This is a genomic window from Micromonospora maritima, from assembly GCF_902825405.1.
GTDB lineage: Bacteria > Actinomycetota > Actinomycetes > Mycobacteriales > Micromonosporaceae > Micromonospora > Micromonospora maritima.
This window is the reverse complement of sequence record NZ_CADEAU010000004.1, coordinates 1-21,117: the sequence shown is the minus strand read 5'-3', so window position 1 is coordinate 21,117 and position 21,117 is coordinate 1. Positions and strand designations below refer to the sequence as shown.

Below are 21,117 nucleotides of genomic sequence, written 5' to 3'. Positions count from 1 at the left end.
ATGGCGCACCTCGGCACGTTCGGTGCCGCGCAGCGGGAGGCGCGCGCCTACACCGACCCGGACACGTTCGAGTTCTGCGGCGAGCGGTTCGAGGTCAAGGGCGAGATCCCGCCGATGCTGATGCTTCAGCTCGGCGCGGCGGCCAGCGAGAAGATCGAGCAGACGGAAGGCATGGCGGCCCTGTGGGAGGCCGTGCGCTGCTCCCTGACGGTGCCGGAGCGGGAGGTCGACGGGGAGACCCGGCCGGCGGACCCGTCGGAGTTCCAGCGGTTCTACCGGCTCGCCGTGAGCCACTCGGTGCCGTTGGAAGAACTGATCCGGCTCGCGATGGCCCTGTTCGAGTTGCAGGGTGGACGCCCTACCGAGCAGCGGCCCGCCTCTGCTGGTGGGCCGCTGCCAACTTCGACGCCTTCGAGGTCCTCGTCCTCCGTACCCCCGGTCTGGCCGGGCATGACCCCGGTCGACCAGGTGTTGGCTGGCTGAACCGGCTGTCGTCGCGGCTGCTGCTGAATCTGGTGTTCGTGCACCTGCGGGAGCAGCAGGAGCACGGGGAGAAGTGCACGGCCGACCGGTGCGCGGACGGGTGCGGGTTCCTCGGGTTGGACCGGTGGCTGTCCGCGCCGCTGACCGCCGCCGACCGGGCGGAGGAGGAGCGGCTGCGGGCGCGGGAGCAGGCGATCCGGGCGGGTGACATCTGAATCAGGGGGTGGCGGCGATGCTGGCTGACCGTGGGCGCATGCGCCCCGAGGTCCTCGCCGCCATCTCCCAGATTCCGGAGGTGGCGAAGCAGGTCCGGCAGGTCGCGAACGCGATCCGGCGGGACGCCCGCCGCCTGGCGCCGAAGGAGACCGGGACGCTGCGCCGCAACATCCAGGTGGAGCGGGTGTACGACCGGCAGGCGCGGTCGGTGACGTTCCTTGTCGGCTGGGGTCCGGCGGCCTGGTACGGGTGGCTGGTCGAGGCCGGCGGTGAGGACCACGACCCGAAGCCGCATCTGGTGCCGGCGGCGGTGAAGAACGGCGCGGTCGCGCCGCGGGGCGGGGGTAGGTCGTGACCGTCCTGCGGACCGCGTACGTCGAGGTGATGCCGAAGACCGACCGGTTCGAGCCGGAGCTGAACAAGCGGATCCGGCGTATCGACGCGTCGTCGGCTGCTGCGGCGGCCGGTGAGGAGGCCGGGGAGTCGTTCGGCCGGCGGATGGCCACCGCGGTGACGGCGGCGTTCGCGGCGGCGGGTATCGGCACGGCGCTTTCGGGGGCGATCAGCGGGGCGCTGGATGTGGGTGCGGCCAACGACCGGCTCCGCGCGCAGTTGAACCTGACCGCTGCGGATTCGGCGAAGCTGGGCAAGGCCGCCGGTGAGCTGTACGCGAAGAACTACGGCGACAGCATGGGCACCGTCAACGACGCCATCGCGAAGGTGGTACAGGCGGTGCCGTCGCTGCGCAACGCGTCGGTGCCGGTGCTGAAGGACATCGCCGCCGGCGCGCTGGACATCGCGCGGGTGTTCGACCAGGACGTCGGTGGGGTCACCGCCGCGGTGTCGTCGATGCTGCGCGCCGGGCTGGCCCCGAACGCGCAGGCCGCGCTGGACATCATCACCAAGGGCTTGCAGTCGGGCGCCGACAAGGGCGGCGACCTGCTCGACACGTTCACCGAGTACAGCGTGCAGTTCCGCAAGCTCGGGTTGGATGGGCCGGCGGCGCTGGGGGTCATCAACCAGCTGCTGGCCGGCGGTGCCCGCAACAGCGACTTGGCCGCGGATGCGATCAAGGAATTCTCGATCCGGGCCATCGACGGCAGCAAGTCGACCAAGGAGGCGTTCAAGGCCCTGGGCATGGACGCCAAGGGCATGGCGGTCGACCTCGCGGCGGGCGGGCCGGCGGCGAAGGCCGCGTTCGGGCTGGTCGTGTCGGAGCTGAACAAGACCAAGGACCCGCTGGAGCGAAACCGTATCGGTGTGGCCCTGTTCGGCACGCAGTGGGAAGACCTCGGCGACGCGTTCAAGCGGCTGGACGTCTCGGCGGCCACCGACGGCCTTGGGAAGGTCGCCGGTGCCACGAAGGGCATCGCAGACCAGTCCGACCAGTCGCGGATCCAGGGGTTCATCCGCAGCCTCCAGTCCGGGTTCGTGAACGTCATCGGTGGTGAGGTGCTGCCGCGGGCCACGGACCTGGTCGACAAGCTGCGCAGCAACGAGGACTTCATGGGCCGGGTGGCTGGCGCCGGGGACCGGGTGAAGGGTGCGCTGGAGCGGCTCGGTGGGGCGACGCTGGCGGTGGTGGGCTGGTTCCGGGAGCACGAGACGGTCGCGAAGGCCCTGGCGGCGACGATGGGTGGTTTGCTGCTGGTGACGCAGGCCCACGCCGCTGTGCTGGCGGTGCAGGCCGCCGGTGGGCTGGTCGCGTGGATCACGCAGATCCGGATCGTGTCGGCGGTGACGAAGGCGTGGGCTGCCGTTCAGTGGATCATCAACGCGGCGTTGGCGGCGAACCCGATCGGTCTGATCATCATCGGGTTGGTGGCGCTCGGCGCCGCGCTGGTGGTGGCCTACCAGAAGTCGGAGACGTTCCGGAACATCGTGCAGGGCGCCTGGAAGGGCATCCAGGTGGCGGTGTCGTACGCCTGGAACAGCATCATCAAGCCGGCCGTGTCGGCGCTGGTCTGGTACTTCAAGAACGTCGTCACCCCGTACGTGATGTTCCTGTGGAACAACGTGTTCAAGCCGGCCTGGGCGGGAATCTCGTGGGCGGTCAAGGCCGCCTGGGTGGTCATCCAGATCGCGTTGGCGGCGCTGCGCATGTACCTGACCACCGTGGTGTTCCCGGTGATCCGGTTCCTGTACAACAACGTGGTCAAGCCGGTGTTCGCCGCGGTGGTGGGCAGCATCTCGGACGCGTGGAACAAGCGGATCAAGCCGGTGTTCTCGGCGCTCGGTTCGTTCATCTCCAAGACCGTCGCGCCGGCGTTCCGCACCGGGGTCGGTGCTATCGCCGCCGCCTGGAACAAGGTGAAGGAGGCGGCGTCGGCGCCGGTGCGCTTCGTCGTCGACCAGGTGCTCAACAAGGGCATCATCGGGTCGATCAACTGGCTGGCCAGCAAGGTCGGTGTGAAGGACCGCATCCCGGAGATCCGCTGGGGCGGCGGCGGTAGTAGCCCGTCGAAGTCGGCCCGCACGGGCACCGGCCGGGACAACGCCGACCACCTCGGCGACGGCTACGGCGACGGCCGGGGCGTCGGCGACGGGTTCGGGTCGCTGCTCGCCGGGCCGGGCAAGTGGTTGACGAACCGGCTGGGGTTGGGGCGCATCGCCGCCCGGTTCGGTCGGAACCCGCTGGCGGCGACGGTGACCGGCGCGGCGGGCCGGATGAAGGACCTGGCGCTGGAGAAGGTGCAGCGGCTGGTCGGTGAGTTCTTCGGCTCCGGTGGCGGCGGGTCTGTCGGGGCGGGTGGGCTGCGGTCGGGGATCCTCGCCGTGCTGGGGTCGCTGCGGTCCCGGTTCGGGAACGTGCCGCTGATCTCCGGGCTGCGGCCTGGGGCGACGACGCTCACGGGCAACACGTCGTATCACGCGTCGGGGCGGGCCGTCGACATCGCGCCGGTGCGGGCGTGGGCGGAGTACATCCACGCCACGTTCGGTTCGCGGGTGCGCGAGCTGATCACGCCGTGGCAGGACCTGAACCTGCTCAACGGCCGCCCGCACACCTACACGGGAGCGGTGTGGCAGCAGCACAACTTCGCGGGCGGGAACGCGCACATCCACGCGGCGATGGACGACGGCGGGCTGCGGGTGCTGCGCCCGGGCTACAACATCGTGCCGAACTTCACAGGCCGCCGTGAGCCGATCTTCGGTGCGCCGAACGGTGAGGCGAGGTTGCGACTGCACCCGGCCGACCTCGACGTCCTCGCCGGCAGCGGCGGGGAGACGCACATCCACCTGCACAACGAGCGGGCGACGGTGGCCTCGGTGGAGGCCGTCTTGCACAGGCAGGCACTGCAAGCCAGGGCAGGGAGGAGGCGCTAAATGCCGCTTCTGGTCCCCCCGGTGGTGGTGGTCGAGCCGGACACCCCGCCCAGGGTCATCACCACGGACACCGACACCCGGATCCCCCGCTACTCGTGGATCACCCCCGACGGGCGGGAGATCCCGCTGGACGCGCCAAGCCTGGGCTGGTTCACCCCTCGTGGGCGGGCCGGGCTCGGCGCGGCGCCGGTGGAGTTGGTCAGCGACCCGCACCCGCGTGGCGGGGTGCGGGTGCGGCACATTCAGCCGCAGGCCCGCCCGATCACGTGGCCGCTGTTCATGTCGGCGAACTCGCACCTGGAGCTGGTCGCCATGTACCGGATGCTCGCGTCGGCGTTCACCTCGACGCGGCGTCTCGGGCCGGGCACGTTGCGGGTGATGCGCCCCGACGGCACCGCACGTGAGATCCGCGCCTACTACGACGGCGGGTTCACCGGGGAGCCGGGCTGGGGGTTCCTGCACGAGCAGGTGGTGCTGTCGCTGTTCTGTGAGGACCCGTACTGGCGGTCGACGCAGCCGGTGTCCCTGCCGTATCAGCAGGCCACCGGCGCGTCGTACCTGAACCCGTACATGACGGTCAGCCCGTCGAGTGTTCTCGGTGCGACGACGGCGACGAACGCCGGTGACGTGGAGGCGTGGCCGGTGTGGTCGATCACCGGCCCGGCGACGGCGATCACGGCGACGAACAACACCACCGGCAGGGCGTTCACCCTGACGGCGACGCTCACGGCCGGCCAGACCGCCACGATCACCACGGAGACGGCGCAGGTCCGAGGCCCGGCGGGTGAGAACTGGACCGGGAACCTCAACTGGCCCGGCGCCGTGATGTGGGGTTTGCAGCCAGGCAGCAACGACGTGACGTTCGCGGTGACCGGGGCAACCTCGGCGACCCGGGTGGTTCTGTCCTACGTCCCTCGATACGAAACGGCGTAGCGGATGCCTCTGATGACACCGGACGGGATCGCGATTCTGGTCACCGACCGGAACCTGAACCTGGTCGGGGACCCGATCACCAACTGGACCAGCCTGGATGTGACGTTGCGGTTCAACGAGCCGGCCAGCGGGTCGTTCACCGCCCCGGCGTCGGATGCCCTGCACGCCCAGGTCGCGGGCACGGAGGTGGACGGGCTGCGCCGGGTGGTCGTGATCCGCGACGGGGTGATCTTCTGCGCGGGTCCGATCGAGCAGCCGGGCGCGGAGGAGTGGTCGGTCGACGGGCAGAACTCCGGGCCGGGCACGATCACAGTGCGGTTCGCCGACGACCTCGCGCGCCTCGCCGCCCGGATCACCTACCCGACACCGTCGGCGGCGGCGACAGCGCAGACAGCGTCGGCGCGGTGGACGGCCACCGACGAGGCCGGCGACATCATCCGCTCTCTGGTGAATCTCAACGCTGGCCCGGGCGCGTTGACCGCGAGGCGGATCCCGCAGCTGGCGCTCGGCGCCGGCGCTGGGCTCGGCTCGGTGGTCAAGTTCGGGACCCGGTTCGAGCCGCTCAACGACGCGCTGCGCGCCGCGGCCCTCGCCGGTGGTGGGTTGGGGTTCCGCACCCGGCAGTCCGGATCGCAGATCCTGTTCGACGTCTACCAGCCGCAGAACCTGGCCGGGACGGTGCGGTTCTCCCGCGGCCTGGGCAACCTGCGCGCCTACACCTACGAGCCGGCCCTGCCGACCGCCACCGTGGCGGTCGTCGGCGGGAAGGACGTCGGCACGTCGCGGGTGATCGTGGAGCGCACCGACACGGCGGCGGTGACCCACTACGAGCGGATGGAAACGTTCGTCGACCAGCGGCAGTCAGACGACACCACCAGCAGCACAACGGAGCTGGATCAGGCCGGTGATGCGGCGCTGGTCACGGAGGCGGCGACCGCCCGGTTGTCGTCGGTGACCGTCGACACCACGGACCAGCGGTACGGCGTGCACTACCAGCTCGGCGACCGGGTGTCGATCGAGCTGGGGTTCGGGGTGGAGGTCGCCGACGTCGTCCGGTCGGTGCATTTGCAGGTGACCCCGGAGGCGGGGGAGACGGTTACGGCGCTGGTCGGCACCCAGGAAGCGTCGGCTGATCCGTTGTGGCTGCGTACCACCCGTGATCTGGCCCGCAGGCTCGACCGATTGGAGACCATCTGATGGCGGAGTCCTACGCCCCGAATCCGGGGGTGACGCAGCGGCAGCACGAGCTGATCCTCGGCCGTGGCACGGCCACGGGGGTGCACGGGCATCCGGACGACTCGTCGGTGGTGTACGCCAACGGCACGGGCACGCGGCAGGTGTTCGTGCGGGCGAGCAAGTCGGCGGTGGTGGAGGGCTACTTCTGGCAGAACGACGCGTCGGAGTTCTCGAAGACCCTCGCCGCGAACACGTCCGGCAGCACGCGGATCGACCTGGTGGTGTTGCGGCTGAACCGGTCGGACTACTCGGTGTCGGTGCAGGTGGTGCAGGGCACCCCGGGGGCCGGTGCGCCGGCGACGACGAACGCGACGGGCACGTCGGGTTGGTGGGAGTTGCCGCTGGCTGAGGTGACGGTGGTCAACAACGCCACCACCCTCGCGTCGACGGATGTGGTGCGCCGCTGCTGGTACCTCGGCGAAGACGGCATGATCTTGTGCAAGGCGGCGACGATGCCCCCGCCCAGCCCAGGTCGGGTGGTGTTCCGCACCGACACCGGCCAGTACCTGCTGTCGAACGGCACGGGCTGGAGCGCCACGGCCGAGGATTCGGGGCTGCTGTCGCTGTCGCTGTCGTCGGGTTGGACGGCGGCGCTGAACCGGGTACAGCGGCGCAACGGCACCGTCGTGATGGCGGTGAACGTGACCCGCAGCACGTCGATCCCGGCGGGCGCGTCGGTGAAGGTGGGGCAGCTGCCGGCGGGCTGCTATCCGACGTTCGACGTGCCGGGGCAGGCGTTCTACGGATCCGCGTCGGGTGAGTCGGTGCGCTTGAAGGCGACGACCGCCGGCGGGGTGTACATCGAGGCGCCGCTGGGTCGGGGCGTCACTGACAGCCGGGCCCTCGACGGCTCGTTGACCTTCCACGCCGCCTCCTGAGAGGGATTCGATTCGCATGGCTCGGTACTGGTTCGCCGGCGGGATCGCCGATTGGACGTTCACCACGCAGGACGGGGTGGACGGCAACGACGGCATGGCGCAGATCGTCGGCGCCGTGCAGGTGGCGTTCTACAACGCGGAGACCGGCGGCACGCAGGTCACCGATCTGCTCGACGGCAGCGGCGTCGCGGCGACGACGATCACGTCGTCGGACGGGTCGGACGGTCGGGCGCCGGGGACGATCCCGCCGTTCCAGGGCCCGGACGGGGTGACGGAGCTGTGGGCGTCGGCGGGTGGTGGGCCGCGGGCGTTGGTGCAGGCGCGTCTGGCCGGGACGCTGTCGGCGGTGGCCACCTTGGCGCAGGACACGGCGGACGACTTCGCGGCGTTCGCGGCGTCGCCGCCGCAGGCGTTGATGCCGACGTGGTCGCAGGACACGGCCACGGTCGGTACGGGCGTGTACCGGATCTACAACCCGACGGGGAAGACGCTGACGTTGCGGGGTGTGGTGGCGTCGGTGGGTGGTTCCACGCCGGCCGGTAGCTCGCTGATCGTGACGTTGAAGGTGGATGGGGTGGAGGCGTTCACCTCCGGGAACCGTCCGACGATCGCGACCGGGCAGCGGTCCTCGGGTGTGGCCTCGACGTTCGCGGTGTCGGCGTGGGGGCCGACGTCGTATCTGACGGTGGATGTGATCCAGGTGGGTTCGACGACCGCCGGTAGCAAGCTGACCGTGCAGGCCCTGGCCTACTGACGGATCAGGTCAGCCACCCGAATTCCAGGTAGCCGTTGAGCCACCGCTCGAGCGGGAGGCTGTGGATCTGCCCGACCGGCAGCCAGTCCTCGTTCTGCGGATTGCCCTGGTGCATGACCTGGAAGGTCACCTTCCCATCGTGCACCAGCAGCACCCGGAACAGGCTGCCGTGTTCCACGCCTCGCCACACCTGCCCGACTGCGGGCGCTGGGTCCTTCACCAGGTCATTCACGGCCACAACTCTATAGCCCGGGAGGCACACGCCCATGATGCTCGGCTGGTGCCCCGGCACCCTGTCCGTCGAAGCCATGCTCGCCCGCTACCCCGGCACCGAAGCCGTGCGGGTGTTCCGCAGCAGCACGCAAACCCTGCCGTCCTGGTCGGGCACGGTCCTCGGCCCGATCGTCGCCGCCGGCGCCGTCCCCCACCTGTCGTTCAAGATTTGGGACCTCGCCGCCGTCACCACCTGGCTCAACGCGATGCCGTCCGGGCAGCGGCTGATCCTCACCTACTGGCACGAACCCGAGCAGCAGACGAGCGGGGACCCGCTGCCGGCGGTGTTCCGGTCCCGCTGGCTGGAGCTGGTGCAAACCCTCGAATCGCACCCCGCCCGCTCCCGGATCACCCTCGCGCCGGTGTTCACCCACTACTGGTGGGAGCACAACGCCAACCCGGCGGCGACGTGGTGGCCGGCGGACGCCGCGTACGGCATCGACGCGATCGGCTTCGACGTCTACAACGAGTCGTCCAGCTCGTACCGGGATCCGGCGGACATGCTGAAACTGTGCCGGGACATGTCCGCGCAGGTCGGCAAGCCCTACCTGATCGCCGAGTGGGGCGCCGAACGGGTGTCCACCGACCCCGGCGGCACCGGTTGCGCGGACTGGATGCGCTCGTTCGTGCAGGTGCTGCACGCCGACGACGCGCTCACCGGCACCTGGTTCCACGTCGGCGGGGACGACATCATCGCCCAGAACCGCGTCGTCGAGGAGGAAACCCTCGCCGCGCTGATCGCCGCAGAGAACGCGCCGCCGCCGGTCACGGGCGGGATCAGCTTCGTTCCGCCGGCCGGTCAGACCCTCAACGCGACGTCGATCACCAGCCTGTCCGTGGCCAAGCCGTCCGGGACGGTCAACGGGGACTTCCTGGTCGGGTTCATGGGGTGGATCGGGTCGACGGTCACTACCACCGACCCCGCCCTGACGCTGCTCGGCACGCAAACCGACACGAGCAACCTGACCAGCAAGGCGTACACCCGCACTGCGGCGTCGGAGCCGTCCACGTACGCGTGGACGTTGTCGTCGGCGCGGAAGAACGCCGGATGGGTCGGCGCCTACCGGGGCCTGCACACCAGCACACCGCTCGCCGCGTGGGCGTCGGCGGCCAGCTCCACCGATGGGACGGTGCACACGGCGCCGTCGGTGGCGGTCCCCGACGGCGGGGTCCTGCTCACCATGGTGATGAGCCGGCACGCGAACACCGGCACCCCCACCACCTGGTCCAGCTCCGGGGGTGACACCAAGCGGTGGGACGCCGCGAGCAACGCGGCCGGCGGGCAGGACATCACCGTCGCCGTGTTCGAGTCCGCCCCGCTGGCGGCCGGCACCTACGGCCGGACGTTGACGGCGAACCAGACGCAGACCGAGGTGACCGTCTGGTCGGTGGCGTTGGCACCGGCACCGTCGGCTCCGGCGGTGTCACCGGACGCGCGGCCGGGCGTCCCCATCTTCTAGGAGGCCACGGTGCCGCTGATGGCGAGGGAGATCCGCATGTGGAGCAAGGGCCAGCCGTGGCGGACGGTCCGCTCGCTGGATCGGCTGAACGAGCAGATCCGGGCGACCTACCCGAGGGCGGTGCCGCCGGCCACGTCGGCGGCGTCGTGGGGGTCGATCGCCGACAGCGCCCACTCCTCGACCTCCGACCACTACCCGCACTTCTACAGCGCGCTCGGCGCCACCGCGGTCGTCTGCGCGAGGGACTTCCCCCACGCCCCCAACCTCGGCCTCGACGCGCACAAGGTCGCCGAGCAGCTCCGGGCCAGCAGGGACCCGCGGATCGGCTACATCATCTCCAACCGGCGGATCACCGGCCCCAACTACGGGTGGCGGTGGTCCTCGTACAGCGGCTCCGACCCGCACGACACGCACATCCACGTCAGCACCGTGCACACCGCCGCCGCCGACAGCGGCGCCGACTGGCAGATCGGCCCCGCCCCGGCAGAAGGGATCACGCAGATGTTCTGCAAGTACGGCGACCGGGGCGAGAACGTCCGCGCCCTCCAGTACGCCCTCCACAACATCGGGTTCACCCCGGGAACCATCGACGGGGCGTACGGCGACGGGACCGCCGCCGCGCTGAAGAAGGCCGAGGCGTCCCTCGGCGTCGTGTCGGACGGACGGGTCTACGACGCCGACTCGTACATCCGGGTGCAGGTGCTGTTCATCAGGCGGTTCGCGGGCGCGACGCCCGGGCCGAAGGGCGATCCGGGCCCGCAGGGTCCGGCTGGTCCGCAGGGGCCGAAGGGTGACCGGGGTGAGCCCGGCCCGGCCGGCGGCGCCACCGTCGATCAGGTTGCCAGCGAACTCGCCGCCCGTCTGGTCCGGTAGTGCGCCCGGTTCAGATCACCACCGGCCGGCACCCGTTCGAGGTGGCCGTGCTCATCGCCGCCCTCGCCTGCGGGATCGCGCTGCTGGCCACCGAGTACCGGCCCCCCTCGGTCGTGTCCGCCATGCCGACGATCGTGCAGGCCGGCTGGGAGGTCGGGCTGATCGTCGCCGGTGTCGTCGGCCTGGTCGGCGTCACCTGGAAAGGGCAGCTCAGCACGGCCCTGGGTGTGGAGCTGCTCGGCGTCGCTGTCCTCGGCTCCGTCACCACCATGTACGCCATCGCGCTCGCCGTCATCGCCGGCCTGTCCGCCACCGCCGCCGGCGCGTTCGTGGGGGGTGTGGCGGTGGGTGCGTGGTGGCGGGTCGGTCAGATCGGCCGGGACCTCATGCGGGTTGCCCGGGCCGCCGAGTCGGGGGTGATGGCAGACGTGCCGCTACTGGTGGAGCGTGACCGGTGATGTGGGCGGCAGATGCGCCGCCGTCGGGGCCGGCGTGGACGTCGATCCTCGTCACGGTGGTGGGGGTGCTCGGTGGGGGCGGGGGCCTGGCCGCGCTGATCGGTCTGCTGCTGCAACGCAGAAAGTTCCGGGCCGACGCCGCCGACGTGCTCACCGACACCGCGCTCACCCTGTTGGAGCCGTTGAAGCTGCGGGTGCGGGAGCTGGAGACCGAGGTCCGCACCACGAAGGACAACCTCGGTGAGCTGTCCGACAGCGTGGCCGGGTTGACGGCCACCCTGCGCCGGTGGCGGGCGGCGATCCTGCACCCCGACGCGAAGGTCGAGCAGCTGCGGAAGATGGTCACCACCGAACCGGTGGGCGCCGGATCCCGCAAACCCGACTAGTAGGCGTCGGGCCGGCGGATCCGCCACTGCCCGTCCTGCTCACCGTCGGCGTAGATCCGCCCCAACTCCGCCCGCGCAGGCTCCTCGCCGTCGAACACGGCCACCTGCGACGGCTCATGCGCGGGCGAGTTCAGGCGCACCTCCCACCGGCCGCTGCCGTCCCGGTGCTCAAACAACCTGACCAGCGCCAACGGCAACCACGGGTCGGACGGCCCGTACAACCAGCCCGCCTCGCGGAGCTGCGACATCCCAGCCACAACCGGCGACGCTACCGTGCCCGCCGGCCCGACACGTATCCCCCAGGAGACCTGATGGAGAAGTACGGCAAGGCCTTCGCCTCCCTGGCGGGCGCCGTCCTCGTCGCCCTCTACGCCGCCCTCGGCGGCGACAACCACATCGACCCGGAGGAGTGGGTGCAGATCGGCATCGCCGCCGCCACCGCCGCCGGCGTCTACCTCGTCCCCATCGCCCCGGAGTACCGGTGGGGCAAGACCGCCGTCGCGGTCGTCCTCGCCGTCCTCCAGGCCCTCGCCACCACCGTGCTCGGCGGCCTCGACTCGGGGGAGTGGATCGTGCTGGTGCTGGCAGGGCTGACCGCCGCCGGGGTGGCGTTCGCGCCGGCCGTGTCGGACAACGGCATCGGGTCGAAGACCCCGGTGACCGCCGACTGACCCCCACGCTGCACAGAAGCGGGCCCCGCCTCCAACCGGAGACGGGGCCCGCTTCTGCATGTCCGGGTCAGTTCACCAGACCGACCTCAGCGCACGTGCCCGTGAACGTCAGCGCGGCGGCTGCCGCGTTCGCCTCCATCACCGCCTCGTCGCTGGCCCCCTGAGCGGCCTGCGCGTCACTCACCCGCTCCCTGAACGCCGCCCCCGCCCGCACGAGCTTCTCCTCGCTGGACTGCTGCGCCTCGTAGGCGGCTGCCGCCATCTCGTCGAGGGTGTTCCCGCCGGCATCGAGGGCGTCCGCGGCCCGCTTGCACGCCTTCACCGCGTACACGTCCGGGCCGCTCGCCGACGGGGACGCCGCCGCAGTGGTGGCGGGCGGGCTGCTGGTGGGCGCGGCGGCCGGCTCACGGTCGCTGGAGCAGCCGGACGCAGCGAAGGCGACCAGGACGGCCGCGGTGAGGGTGCGGGAACGGGTCATGGCCGGCACGGTAGCGAACGGGCGCACAGACAGCGGCCCCGCTGGAGCGATTGCGCTCTGGCGGGGCCGCTTTCGTGCTGTCTGGGGGTCAGGCTGAGCGGGGGCCGAACTTCCGGTTGAGGGTGGCCCGGTTGAACCTCGGCGGTGTTTCCTCGCCGCACAGGTCGGTGTCGAGCACCTTCGCGTCGCGGGCCGCCTTGATGGCCTGCCACGCCTCCTCTTCGGCCACCTCGGCGGCGCGGGCCTTCTCCACGGCGACGTTCAGGAGTCGTTGCTGCTCGTCGTCGTAGACGGTCTTGGGGCGAACCACGGCGGTCACGCTATCAGCTCCTTGTCTCAGTTGACACATGCCCTGCGGTGGGGTTAGCGTCTCATCAGAAACACGAACACGCAAGCGAGACCGAGGAGGCCACCCAGATGAGCAGCCCCGACCACGCGTTCGACGGCCGGTTCACCCGGGAGTGCAAGGAGGTCACGGAGGTGGCGCCCGGTCGGCTCGGCCAGTGCGGGCTGCCACGGGAGGCGCACGGCAGCGAGCGCCCGAAGGGCAAGTAGCCACGAAAGCGGCCCCCGGCTGGCGACCCTACCGCTGGCCGGGGGCCTTGATCAGACCGCTAGGAGGTCCGACCCATGGACATCATCACCTACTGCATCGAGGAGCGGATCGTCGACGCTCGCACCGCCCCCGACTGCGAGGGCCTGATGAACGTCGACTTGACCGCCAAGCCCATCCACACCGCCGAGGGCACGGACGGCGGATGGCGCGTTCTCCGCGCCGCGATCCGCACCAACCCCGACCGGTACCGCTCCGGCTCCGGCTTCCGTCTCGTGCTGGTCGCGCAGGGTGGTGACCGGTGATGCTCGCCCTCATCGTCACCGCCCTGATCCTCGCGCTGGGCATGCTCGGCCCCGCCGACGGGCTCACCGCCCGCATCAACCGGGCCGTGTTCCGCATCGTCGGCGCCGCGACCCCCCTCGCCGTGGGTGCGCTGCTGACCAACCTCGGCGTGATCGGCGGTGTGTCGTGAGCCTGATCCACCGCCTGCGTCCCGCGCCGCCGCAGACCGCCGCCGACCGCATCGCCCAGGCCGCCCGCGCCATCGAGGTCGTCGACCAGCAGCTGTACCAGATCGTGCGACTGCTCGACCGGCCCACCCAGCCCACCAACGACGTCGAGGACCACGCGCTGCGCACGCTGCGCCGCTCGGCCCTGACCGCCCGCATCGCTCTCCGGAGGTCGATCCGATGAACGCCCGCACCATCGCCGCCCACGTCGTGTGCGCCGGTCTGACCACCGCCGTGTGGGAGGTCGCCGTGAACTTGCCCGCCGGGGAGCCGGGGCTGCTGTTGCAGGCCGCCGGTGTCGCCCCGTTCCTGGTCGCCGGGGTGTCCCTGCTGGTGGGTGCGGACGCGTCCGCGCCGTCGCAGGCCGCCGGGCAGGTGCCGCAGCAGCAGCGCCGGACGCAGCCCGCCCGGAAGGAGCTGGCCCGATGACCCTCTGGACCTGCAAGGCGTGCGGCGTGCTCGTCATCCCGGACGGCACCACGCCGCAGGCGCTGACGAAGGCCATGAAGGAGCACGTCAAGACCTGCACGAAGGCGGCCCGCTGATGTGCACGATCAACGGCAAGTGCGGCTGCAACGGCGGCACCGGCACGTTCCTCGCCGCCCTGTCCTGGCAGATGCTGCTGTGGCTGCTGAAGACCGCCGCCCGCGCCGTGCAGCTCGCCCTGGTGCTGCTGATCCTCGCCGGGAAGTGGGCGACGCCCCGTGCGTGGCGGCTGGCCCGCCGCGGCTACCGCACCGCCCGACACCGGTGGATGCTCCGCCCCGTGGTGCCCGCCCGGCGCCCGGCGGGTGAGCTGCCGCAGCACACGTCCGACATGACCCTCGCCGACCTCCGCATCAAGGAGCCCGCGAACCGATGATCACCTTCCGACGCGCTCCGGCGGACCCGGAGCTGGAGAGAGCCCGGGCCGAGGCCGCCCGGGAGCAGGCCCGCGCCGACCTGGAGCGCGTCCGCGTAGAGGCGCAGATCCAGCGCGAGCGGCAGGCCGCCGACGCCGAGTTCACCCGGCAGCAGGCCATCGCCGACGAGCAGGAGAAGCGCCGCCGCGACCTGGCCCGCCGCGCCGAGCAGGCCGAGCGACGCGACCGGCGTCGGGCATCGCGGGCCGAGTTCACGGCGAAGCTGCGCCCGGTGCTCCCGCTGCTGCTCATCAACGGCGGTGCCGCCTACGCGCAGGCCGCCTACGCCTACGAACACATCGCCCCCGAGGCGTGGAACGCGGCGTCGAAGCTGACGTTCGCGGTCGCGTTCGCCATCGCCATGGAGTCGGTGGCGGTGTACGTGCAGTGGCACGCCCACGACGCGCTGCTGCTGAAGGCACACGCCACCGCCGCTTCGCTGCGCCGCGCGTCGTGGACGATCGCCGCCGTGGTGGCCGCCATCAACTACGCGCACTTCGCCGGCGAGGGCATGGCGCCGACGGCGGCGGCGGTGGCGTTCGCGTTGCTGTCGCTGCTGTCGCCGTGGCTGTGGGGTCTGCACACCCGGCGGGCCCAGCACGTGCAGCTGCTGGCCGAGGACGCCGACCTGATCGACGAGGGTGGGGTGGAGTTCTCCCCGCAGCGGCGTCGGGCGTTCCCGGTGCGGGCGTGGCTGGCGAAGCGGTGGAGCATCGACCACTACGAGCGTGACCCGCGGCGGGCGTGGGAGGGCTACAACCGGGACCGCCGGCGCAAGCTGGCCGAGCGACGGGCGGATCGTCCGGCGCCGGGCCGGGTGCGGGCGGCGGTGAGGCTGCTCGCCGGTCGGCCGCTGGTCGGCCAGATGACGGTCGACGAGCAGGCCGCCATCGACAACGCGCTGGCCGACACCCGCCGGGCGACGGAGCGGGTGCGCGCTCTGGCGGCGACGATGCCGCTCGACCTTCCGCCGGTCGCCATCGCGGCGCCGCCGGCGCGTCACGGTGACGACCTGGAGGCGCTCGTCGTGGCGACCTCCGAACCCGCCACCCGACCCGACACGCCGGCCGCCGTCAACCCGCCATCGCCCCGACAGCCTGACCCGACACCGGCTGCCATCGTGGCGCACCCGACACCCGACACCGAGCCCGACAGGGCGCCCGACAGGCAGCCCGCCACCGTGGCCGCCACCGCACCCGCCACGCGCATCACCCGACGGGTCGCCACCCGCCCCGACACCAAGACCCGACAGACCACCGCCGAGCGGGTCGCCGCGCTGCGCGCCAAGCACCCCGACATGACGCAGGAGCAGGTCGCCAAGAAGCTCGGCGTCAGCGAGCGCACCGTGCAGCGGCACTGGCCCAAGCCCGCCAGCCAGGAGAACTGACCACCATGACCGACCACATCCCGCACCCCCGGCACCCGGACGACGACGACCACGAGACCGTCGACATCACCCCCGCCCCCGAAGGCCCGCCCGTCGACCAGCCTGAACGCAAGCCCGTGTTCGCTGCCATCGTCGGCAAGCCCGCCGAGCGGCGCCCGATCGTGCCCGCAGGCCTGCGCAAGGGAAACCTCGCCCCCACCGTCAAGCAGACCGCCGGCCGGGCCGGGCACGTCGCCGCCTACCACGCGGTACGCACCCCGCTCTGGTACGTCCCCCTCGCCCTCCTGTGGGCGTGCTGGGGTGCCATCCGCCTCGTCGGGAAGCTCCTCAAGTGGTGGCTCGTCCTCGAACAGGAACCGCTACGCCAGGAGGCTGCCACCCGCAACGACCCCGACGCGTGGATGAAGTTGCACCGCGAGGCGAAGGCGACACGCCTGTACCGCGGTGTCGTCCTCGGCGCAGGCGCCACCGGCGTGCTCGTTGGCGGCGTGGTGCTGGCGGTGTCGCCCGGCTGGTACAGCGGCGTCGTCGCGGCGGTTGTCGTGCCGCTGCTGGCGCGGTACGGGCGGCCCGCCGACAAGCCGATCGTCAGCCCCGCTGTCGTGAAGCCGCAGTACCGGCGGCTCACCGCCGAGCTGGTCCGCTCGGCGATCCTGTCGTGCGGCATCGCCGGACTGAAGGAGCCCGAGCAGATCACGTTCCCGCAGGAAATCCACCGCGACGGGCCCGGCCAGCTCGCCGTCGTCGACCTGCCGCCCGGCGTGGACGCTGTCGACGTCATCGAGCGCCGCTCCCGGCTCGCGTCCGGGCTGCGGGTGCCGGTCGACCAGGTGTGGCCGGAGACCATGCCGAAGGCCCACCCGGGCCGGCTCGCCATCTGGCAGGGCTACCAGCCCGCCAGTGCGATGAAGCAGCCGCCGTGGCCGCTGCTCAAGGGTGCCAAGGTGGACATCTTCAAGCCGTTCCCGTTCGCAGCCGACCCGCGGCTGCGTCCGATCAACGGGTCGCTGATGTACCGCAACTGGCTGTTCGGGGCCATGCCCGGTGCCGGGAAGACGTTCTCTCTGCGCCTGCCGCTGCTCGCCGCCTCCCTCGACCCGACAGCCGAGCTGATCGGCTACGAACTGAAGGGCACCGGCGACCTCGACATGCTGGAGCCCATCTGCACGAAGTTCGGGTCCGGCGCCGACGACGACACCGTTGAAGAGGCGCTGGAGATGCTGCGCTGGCTGCGCACTGAATGCGTCCGCCGCGGCGCCGTCATCAAGCGGATGGCCCGCGCCGGGAAGGCTCCCGAGAACAAGGTCACCCGCGAGCTGGCCAGCATGCCTGACCTGGGCCTTCACCCGGTTGTCGCGTTCATCGACGAGTGCCAGGAGCTGTTCGCGCACGGCGAGTTCGGCAAGGAGGCCGGCGACCTGGCCGAGAAGGTCATCAAGCTGGGCCGGGCGCTCGGCATCATCCTGCTGCTGGCCACCCAGCGTCCCGACAAGGACTCCCTGCCCAAGGGCGTGTCCGCGAACGCCGGCGTGCGGTTCTGCCTGCGGGTCACCGGCCAGGTCGAGAACGACATGGTGCTGGGCACCAGCATGTACAAGCAGGGCATCCGCGCCACGATGTTCGGTGACGAGGACTACGGCTGGGGCTGGCTGGTGGGCCTCGGCAAGCCGGTGTCGTGCCGCACGTACAAGGTCGACGGGCCGGCGGCGAAGCGCATCGTCGAGCACGCCATCCGGCACCGGCAGGGCGCCGGCACCATGCCTGACCTGGACGAACCCGCCCCGAAGGTGAAGGCGTACAACCTGCTGGCCGACATCCGCGCCGTCTGGCCGGGCAGCGAGGAGGCCCTGTGGTCGGAGCTGATCGTCGACCGGCTCCAGCGGTTGCGTCCGGAAATCTACGGCGACTGGACGGTCACTACGCTGGGCGCCGCGCTGAAGGCCACCGGCGTGAAGACGGTCAGCATCCACCGCAAGCTCGACGGGATGTGGACCGGCAACCCGCACCCGGAGGGCCGCGGGTGGACGAAGTACGGGGTGCGGCTGGACACCCTCCAGGCCGCTCTCGACGCCGGCGCGAAGCCCCGCGAGATCGCGGACTGATAGCGGGCGGGCGCGCTATCGATAGCGCGCCCGCTAGCGCCCTAAAGGCGCTGTGACCTGCGGGATTGCGGATAGCACGCCCGCAGGCCCGACCCCTCGAAACCGCCCTGGGAGGGCCTGTGAGAGACCTGATCGCCTCGGCACCTGGGTGGGTGTTGGCCACCCTCGCGGTGGTCGTCTTCATCGCCGTCAAGGTGGCGTCCTGGCGCTGGCGGCCGTGGGCGCCGTGCTGGTGTTGCAAGGGCACCGGGAACCACTACCGCGACGACGGCAAGGTGTTCCGCGACTGCTGGTGGTGCCGGCGCTCGCCCGGCCGCCGGCTCCGGATTGGGCGCCGCGTGTGGAACCGGTTCGCCCGGGTCCGCAAGGCGGCGTCCTGACCTCGCACGCGCGTTGGGCCCTGGTCGTCGCACCGGGGCCTTACGCTTGCCCGGGATCTACTCAACGCCCGATGACGATCTACTCAGACGATCTGGCGGATGGTGCGAAACCAACCCTCGAGTAGCTGCCACAAAAACGGACACATCAACCGTGATCATGCTGACCGTACGGACACGCGCGATCACCAGAGGGTGCGAATCCCGCCCACCTATACGACGATGTACAGCTCACGGCCAGGCACGCGACACTCCTTGCCTGACGACAACCACGGCGACCGGTTGAGCAGCCAGCCAGTCACCCACACAAGTCCCACCGATCAGACCGGGAAGATCACCACCGTGGGGGGAGGTGACGACATGACCCGAACGACGATCCGCCGCTGGCTCATGGCCGCCGCCTTCACCACCGTCGGCATCGCCGGCCTCGCCGCCTACGACGCCACCACCAACACCGCCCGCGCGGACGACAAGCCGGCGGCCGTGGCCGAGCGCCCGGGGGGTGTGCTCGACCGCGGTCTGCCCGGCAAGCCCGTCCGCAAGGCGCTCGACGCGGTGGTCGACGCCGCGCCGGTCAAGGTCGAAGCACCGAAGCCGAAGCCCGAGCCGGAGCCGGCGAAGGACGAGCCTGCCGACAAGCCCACCCCGCCGCCGGCGGAGCCGGACCCGGAGCCGAGCAGCAAGCCTGAGCCGAAGCCCGAGCCGACCCGCGAACCCGACCCGGAGCCCGAGCCGTCGAAGCCCGCCGACCCGCAGCCCGAGCCGACCACGCCGGTCGAGGACCGCGACACCGACCAGGCCGAGCCGACCCCGGAGCCCGCCGACACCCCGGCGCCCGAGCCGACCACCCCCGCCGAGCCGACGACGCCGACAACACCGTTGTGCGACGTCCCGCTCGTTGACGGCATCTGCCAGGCGGTCGAAGACGTCGTCGAGGTGGTCGACGAGGTTGTGCCGCCCGTCGAGGTCGACCTCGGCACGGAGCCGACCCCGGCGCCGACCGAACCGGCACCCGCCCTCGAGGTGAAGACGCCGGTCGTCGACATCGTCGTCACCCTCCCCGCCACCAACCCGGCCACCCTGCCCGGCGCCGACGACGACACCGCCCAACCCCCCACCGGCCAGCCCTACACCACCCCCGCGGCACCCACCCCGACGCCGGTCGCGCTGCCCATCCCCATCGGCCCCACCATCGCCGAAGCCGTCGACCAGCCGACAGAGGCCACCGTCGGCGAGATGCCCGGCGCCGCCCTCGAGAACCTGCCGCCACCCGACTGCACCGACCCCGCCGACCAGGGCGCGGAGACGCACGTCGACTACCGGACCGTGCTCGAACGGCACCGGCTCACCAAACGCGGCCTCCGCGGCGGCGTGAAGTCGGCGCCCGGATGCCCGAAACCCGGCCAGCACGACAACGGCAGCGCCTGCACCGACGCCACCACCACCAGCAACACCGGCCAGCAGCACGGGCAGCCGCTCGGCGACGTCACGTCGATGCTCGCCCAGCCGACGCTCGACCAGCTGCACCACCTGCGCGCCCGATCCCACCTGCCCGCCTCACGGCACACCGCGATCGAGCCCGGCCCCGCCTGAGCCCGCCCCCTGCCCACCACCCCGACCGGTGGGCACCGCGCCGGCACCCGACCGCAACCCGGGCCCCGGCAGGAGGCAGGGCGGAACCCGCAACACCCGCCTCCGATCCCCGTCCCAAGCACAACTCGATCGGAGTGAACAACCCATGTGCGGCACCCGAGACGCGTCCACCAGCACCGACGACCGCGACAGCGTGCGCGGCATCCCGTTCATCGTCATCTCCGCCGGCGCCATCAGCGCTGCACTCATCGCGTACGTTCTCGACACCACCACCCCGATAGACATCAACCGGGGCGCCTACGCCATCGCCGTATCCGTGTTCACTGTCGGGGCCTGCGGCTGGATGACCCGCTGCGCCGAGGGCAGACTCCGGCGTTTCATCACCGCCGAACTCGACCGGAAAGCCGACCAGATCGCCGAGCGCATCGAGAAGACCGTCCGCGATACCCCGCCGAGCGTCACCTACCTGCCCGGCCGGGCCCGCACCGAACAGCCCCGGATGGTCGCCGTCGGCGGGGAACACGACACGGTGCCCCTGCCCACCGGCGTCGACCCCGACACCCTCGCCGCCCTGCGCAGCATCAAACGCAAGCTCAACGGGGGCGAGCAGCAAGGCCGCAGCCAGCACAACTAGCCTCGTGGGGGACGGCGAGCCTGATGGGTGTTCGCCATCCCCCACGATCGTCGGCAATGTGCTGACCGCGCCGGAATGGCGCCGGACGACCCAGAGCGGAACACTGGTGGCCAACTTCAAGGTCGCCTCGACCGCCCGCCGGCTCGACCGCGACAGCGGCCGCTGGGTCGACGGCAACAGCCTGCGCGTACGGGTCAACTGCTGGCGTCGGCTGGCCGAGGGGGTGGCCGCGTCGGTGGCGGTCGGGGACCCGGTGATCGTCGCCGGCCGCCTCTACACCCGGGACTGGACCGACGAGGCCGGCACCCACCGCACGCTCTACGAGCTGGAGGCGGTCGCGGTCGGGCACGACCTGTCCCGGGGCCGGGCACGCTTCCTGCGCAACCAGCCCCGCGCCGCCACCAGCTCGGTCGAGGACGCGGACGCGGAGCAGCGGGTGCACGGCGAGGCGACCGAACCGGTGCCCGACGCGCAGGCCCCGGCCACGTTCGACGACCGGCCGTTCGACGACGACTTCCCGCCGCCGGAGTTCGGGACGACGCGGGTCGGGCTCGCCGGCCGGGTCGAGCGGTCCGGGGAGCCCCACCCGTCCGGCGAGCGCCCCGACGCCGCCGGCGGGCTCGACGGCGCGGGT

At 71.6% G+C, this 21,117-nt stretch carries 29 protein-coding genes; 25 read left to right on the top strand and 4 right to left on the bottom strand.

Annotated features, from left to right (window positions below; genetic code table 11):
• From HUW36_RS01140 to HUW36_RS01105, 8 genes are all read left to right on the top strand, one after another.
• Positions 1-483 (top strand): hypothetical protein, encoded by a 483-nt coding sequence (locus HUW36_RS01140; protein WP_174526347.1) that lies wholly within the window; start codon positions 1-3, stop codon positions 481-483.
• Between the two features lie 32 nt (positions 484-515).
• A complete protein-coding gene (locus HUW36_RS01135; protein WP_174526346.1) occupies positions 516-698 on the top strand; it encodes a hypothetical protein in 183 nt (60 codons plus the stop codon).
• 38 nt (positions 699-736) lie between these two features.
• The gene (locus HUW36_RS01130; RefSeq protein WP_174526345.1) at positions 737-1,054 is read left to right on the top strand and encodes an HK97-gp10 family putative phage morphogenesis protein; all 318 of its coding nucleotides are present in this window, start codon (positions 737-739) and stop codon (positions 1,052-1,054) included.
• A complete protein-coding gene (locus HUW36_RS01125; RefSeq protein WP_174526344.1) occupies positions 1,051-4,023 on the top strand; it encodes a phage tail tape measure protein in 2,973 nt (990 codons plus the stop codon). The genes HUW36_RS01130 and HUW36_RS01125 overlap by 4 nt, the downstream gene beginning before the upstream one ends.
• On the top strand, positions 4,024-4,956 hold the full coding sequence (locus tag HUW36_RS01120; RefSeq protein WP_174526343.1) for a phage distal tail protein: 933 nt from the start codon (positions 4,024-4,026) through the stop codon (positions 4,954-4,956).
• Between the two features lie 3 nt (positions 4,957-4,959).
• Positions 4,960-6,153, top strand: coding sequence for a Gp37-like protein (locus HUW36_RS01115; protein WP_217428744.1), 1,194 nt, complete (start codon positions 4,960-4,962; stop codon positions 6,151-6,153).
• 107 nt (positions 6,154-6,260) lie between these two features.
• On the top strand, positions 6,261-7,070 hold the full coding sequence (locus HUW36_RS01110; protein ID WP_174526342.1) for a hypothetical protein: 810 nt from the start codon (positions 6,261-6,263) through the stop codon (positions 7,068-7,070).
• A gap of 16 nt (positions 7,071-7,086) precedes the next feature.
• Positions 7,087-7,824 (top strand): hypothetical protein, encoded by a 738-nt coding sequence (locus HUW36_RS01105; protein WP_174526341.1) that lies wholly within the window; start codon positions 7,087-7,089, stop codon positions 7,822-7,824.
• A gap of 4 nt (positions 7,825-7,828) precedes the next feature.
• Here HUW36_RS01105 and HUW36_RS01100 read toward each other — a convergent pair whose 3' ends face one another.
• On the bottom strand, positions 7,829-8,056 hold the full coding sequence (locus HUW36_RS01100; protein WP_174526340.1) for a hypothetical protein: 228 nt from the start codon (positions 8,054-8,056) through the stop codon (positions 7,829-7,831).
• A gap of 34 nt (positions 8,057-8,090) precedes the next feature.
• Here HUW36_RS01100 and HUW36_RS01095 point away from each other — a divergent pair, with 34 nt between their 5' ends.
• The 4 genes from HUW36_RS01095 to HUW36_RS01080 are packed head-to-tail and all read left to right on the top strand — an operon-like array spanning position 8,091 to position 11,274.
• The gene (locus tag HUW36_RS01095) at positions 8,091-9,557 is read left to right on the top strand and encodes a glycoside hydrolase family 26 protein (RefSeq protein WP_174526339.1); all 1,467 of its coding nucleotides are present in this window, start codon (positions 8,091-8,093) and stop codon (positions 9,555-9,557) included.
• 18 nt (positions 9,558-9,575) lie between these two features.
• A complete protein-coding gene (locus HUW36_RS01090; RefSeq protein WP_174526338.1) occupies positions 9,576-10,430 on the top strand; it encodes a peptidoglycan-binding protein in 855 nt (284 codons plus the stop codon).
• Positions 10,430-10,888, top strand: a complete 459-nt coding sequence (locus HUW36_RS01085; protein WP_174526337.1) for a hypothetical protein — start codon at positions 10,430-10,432, stop codon at positions 10,886-10,888. The genes HUW36_RS01090 and HUW36_RS01085 overlap by 1 nt, the downstream gene beginning before the upstream one ends.
• The gene (locus HUW36_RS01080; protein ID WP_174526336.1) at positions 10,888-11,274 is read left to right on the top strand and encodes a hypothetical protein; all 387 of its coding nucleotides are present in this window, start codon (positions 10,888-10,890) and stop codon (positions 11,272-11,274) included. The genes HUW36_RS01085 and HUW36_RS01080 overlap by 1 nt, the downstream gene beginning before the upstream one ends.
• Here HUW36_RS01080 and HUW36_RS01075 read toward each other — a convergent pair.
• A complete protein-coding gene (locus tag HUW36_RS01075) occupies positions 11,271-11,531 on the bottom strand; it encodes a hypothetical protein (protein ID WP_174526335.1) in 261 nt (86 codons plus the stop codon). The two genes, HUW36_RS01080 and HUW36_RS01075, sit on opposite strands and share 4 nt — an antisense overlap.
• A gap of 54 nt (positions 11,532-11,585) precedes the next feature.
• On the opposite strand from HUW36_RS01075, the gene HUW36_RS01070 reads away from it, so the two are divergent.
• On the top strand, positions 11,586-11,945 hold the full coding sequence (locus HUW36_RS01070; RefSeq protein ID WP_174526334.1) for a hypothetical protein: 360 nt from the start codon (positions 11,586-11,588) through the stop codon (positions 11,943-11,945).
• A gap of 67 nt (positions 11,946-12,012) precedes the next feature.
• Here HUW36_RS01070 and HUW36_RS01065 read toward each other — a convergent pair whose 3' ends face one another.
• Entirely contained in the window at positions 12,013-12,423 is a 411-nt protein-coding gene (locus HUW36_RS01065) for a hypothetical protein (protein WP_174526333.1), read from the bottom strand.
• Positions 12,424-12,511: 88 nt separating this feature from the next.
• The gene (locus HUW36_RS01060; RefSeq protein ID WP_174526332.1) at positions 12,512-12,742 is read right to left on the bottom strand and encodes a hypothetical protein; all 231 of its coding nucleotides are present in this window, start codon (positions 12,740-12,742) and stop codon (positions 12,512-12,514) included.
• 98 nt (positions 12,743-12,840) lie between these two features.
• On the opposite strand from HUW36_RS01060, the gene HUW36_RS01055 reads away from it, so the two are divergent.
• The 12 genes from HUW36_RS01055 to ssb all read left to right on the top strand — a co-directional run.
• A complete protein-coding gene (locus HUW36_RS01055) occupies positions 12,841-12,978 on the top strand; it encodes a hypothetical protein (RefSeq protein ID WP_174526331.1) in 138 nt (45 codons plus the stop codon).
• Positions 12,979-13,053: 75 nt separating this feature from the next.
• Entirely contained in the window at positions 13,054-13,281 is a 228-nt protein-coding gene (locus tag HUW36_RS01050) for a hypothetical protein (protein WP_174526330.1), read from the top strand.
• Positions 13,278-13,451, top strand: a complete 174-nt coding sequence (locus HUW36_RS01045) for a hypothetical protein (RefSeq protein ID WP_174526329.1) — start codon at positions 13,278-13,280, stop codon at positions 13,449-13,451. Before HUW36_RS01050 ends, HUW36_RS01045 begins: the two co-directional genes overlap by 4 nt.
• Positions 13,448-13,672, top strand: coding sequence for a hypothetical protein (locus tag HUW36_RS01040; RefSeq protein ID WP_174526328.1), 225 nt, complete (start codon positions 13,448-13,450; stop codon positions 13,670-13,672). Before HUW36_RS01045 ends, HUW36_RS01040 begins: the two co-directional genes overlap by 4 nt.
• Positions 13,669-13,917 carry a hypothetical protein gene (locus HUW36_RS01035; protein ID WP_174526327.1) on the top strand — a complete coding sequence of 83 codons (249 nt, stop codon included), beginning with the start codon at positions 13,669-13,671 and terminating at the stop codon, positions 13,915-13,917. The genes HUW36_RS01040 and HUW36_RS01035 overlap by 4 nt, the downstream gene beginning before the upstream one ends.
• 115 nt (positions 13,918-14,032) lie before the next feature.
• A complete protein-coding gene (locus tag HUW36_RS01030) occupies positions 14,033-14,350 on the top strand; it encodes a hypothetical protein (RefSeq protein WP_174526326.1) in 318 nt (105 codons plus the stop codon).
• Positions 14,347-15,777, top strand: coding sequence for a hypothetical protein (locus HUW36_RS34260; protein WP_246247775.1), 1,431 nt, complete (start codon positions 14,347-14,349; stop codon positions 15,775-15,777). The genes HUW36_RS01030 and HUW36_RS34260 overlap by 4 nt, the downstream gene beginning before the upstream one ends.
• Before the next feature lie 5 nt (positions 15,778-15,782).
• Entirely contained in the window at positions 15,783-17,879 is a 2,097-nt protein-coding gene (locus tag HUW36_RS01020) for a P-loop NTPase family protein (RefSeq protein WP_174526325.1), read from the top strand.
• A 119-nt stretch (positions 17,880-17,998) separates the two neighbouring features.
• Complete coding sequence (locus HUW36_RS01015; protein ID WP_174526324.1) at positions 17,999-18,259, top strand: hypothetical protein; 261 nt, start codon at positions 17,999-18,001, stop codon at positions 18,257-18,259.
• A gap of 357 nt (positions 18,260-18,616) precedes the next feature.
• Positions 18,617-19,849, top strand: a complete 1,233-nt coding sequence (locus tag HUW36_RS01010; RefSeq protein ID WP_174526323.1) for a hypothetical protein — start codon at positions 18,617-18,619, stop codon at positions 19,847-19,849.
• Between the two features lie 193 nt (positions 19,850-20,042).
• Positions 20,043-20,483, top strand: coding sequence for a hypothetical protein (locus HUW36_RS01005; protein WP_174526322.1), 441 nt, complete (start codon positions 20,043-20,045; stop codon positions 20,481-20,483).
• A gap of 4 nt (positions 20,484-20,487) precedes the next feature.
• Positions 20,488-21,117, top strand: a 630-nt coding sequence (gene ssb / locus HUW36_RS01000; protein WP_246247773.1) for a single-stranded DNA-binding protein, incomplete at its 3' end; no start/stop codon positions are given.

What these genes read in the sequence shown, in the direction of transcription:
- HUW36_RS01140 (WP_174526347.1), top strand. Translation starts at nt 1, where the DNA reads ATGGCGCACCTCGGCACGTTCGGTGCCGCGCAGCGGGAGGCGCGCGCC.
- HUW36_RS01130 (WP_174526345.1), top strand. Translation starts at nt 737, where the DNA reads ATGCGCCCCGAGGTCCTCGCCGCCATCTCCCAGATTCCGGAGGTGGCG.
- HUW36_RS01120 (WP_174526343.1), top strand. Translation starts at nt 4,024, where the DNA reads ATGCCGCTTCTGGTCCCCCCGGTGGTGGTGGTCGAGCCGGACACCCCG.
- HUW36_RS01115 (WP_217428744.1), top strand. Translation starts at nt 4,960, where the DNA reads ATGCCTCTGATGACACCGGACGGGATCGCGATTCTGGTCACCGACCGG.
- HUW36_RS01105 (WP_174526341.1), top strand. Translation starts at nt 7,087, where the DNA reads ATGGCTCGGTACTGGTTCGCCGGCGGGATCGCCGATTGGACGTTCACC.
- HUW36_RS01095 (WP_174526339.1), top strand. Translation starts at nt 8,091, where the DNA reads ATGATGCTCGGCTGGTGCCCCGGCACCCTGTCCGTCGAAGCCATGCTC.
- HUW36_RS01090 (WP_174526338.1), top strand. Translation starts at nt 9,576, where the DNA reads ATGGCGAGGGAGATCCGCATGTGGAGCAAGGGCCAGCCGTGGCGGACG.
- HUW36_RS01080 (WP_174526336.1), top strand. Translation starts at nt 10,888, where the DNA reads ATGTGGGCGGCAGATGCGCCGCCGTCGGGGCCGGCGTGGACGTCGATC.
- HUW36_RS01070 (WP_174526334.1), top strand. Translation starts at nt 11,586, where the DNA reads ATGGAGAAGTACGGCAAGGCCTTCGCCTCCCTGGCGGGCGCCGTCCTC.
- HUW36_RS01065 (WP_174526333.1), bottom strand. Translation starts at nt 12,423, where the DNA reads ATGACCCGTTCCCGCACCCTCACCGCGGCCGTCCTGGTCGCCTTCGCT.
- HUW36_RS01055 (WP_174526331.1), top strand. Translation starts at nt 12,841, where the DNA reads ATGAGCAGCCCCGACCACGCGTTCGACGGCCGGTTCACCCGGGAGTGC.
- HUW36_RS01050 (WP_174526330.1), top strand. Translation starts at nt 13,054, where the DNA reads ATGGACATCATCACCTACTGCATCGAGGAGCGGATCGTCGACGCTCGC.
- HUW36_RS01035 (WP_174526327.1), top strand. Translation starts at nt 13,669, where the DNA reads ATGAACGCCCGCACCATCGCCGCCCACGTCGTGTGCGCCGGTCTGACC.
- HUW36_RS01030 (WP_174526326.1), top strand. Translation starts at nt 14,033, where the DNA reads ATGTGCACGATCAACGGCAAGTGCGGCTGCAACGGCGGCACCGGCACG.
- HUW36_RS34260 (WP_246247775.1), top strand. Translation starts at nt 14,347, where the DNA reads ATGATCACCTTCCGACGCGCTCCGGCGGACCCGGAGCTGGAGAGAGCC.
- HUW36_RS01020 (WP_174526325.1), top strand. Translation starts at nt 15,783, where the DNA reads ATGACCGACCACATCCCGCACCCCCGGCACCCGGACGACGACGACCAC.
- HUW36_RS01010 (WP_174526323.1), top strand. Translation starts at nt 18,617, where the DNA reads ATGACCCGAACGACGATCCGCCGCTGGCTCATGGCCGCCGCCTTCACC.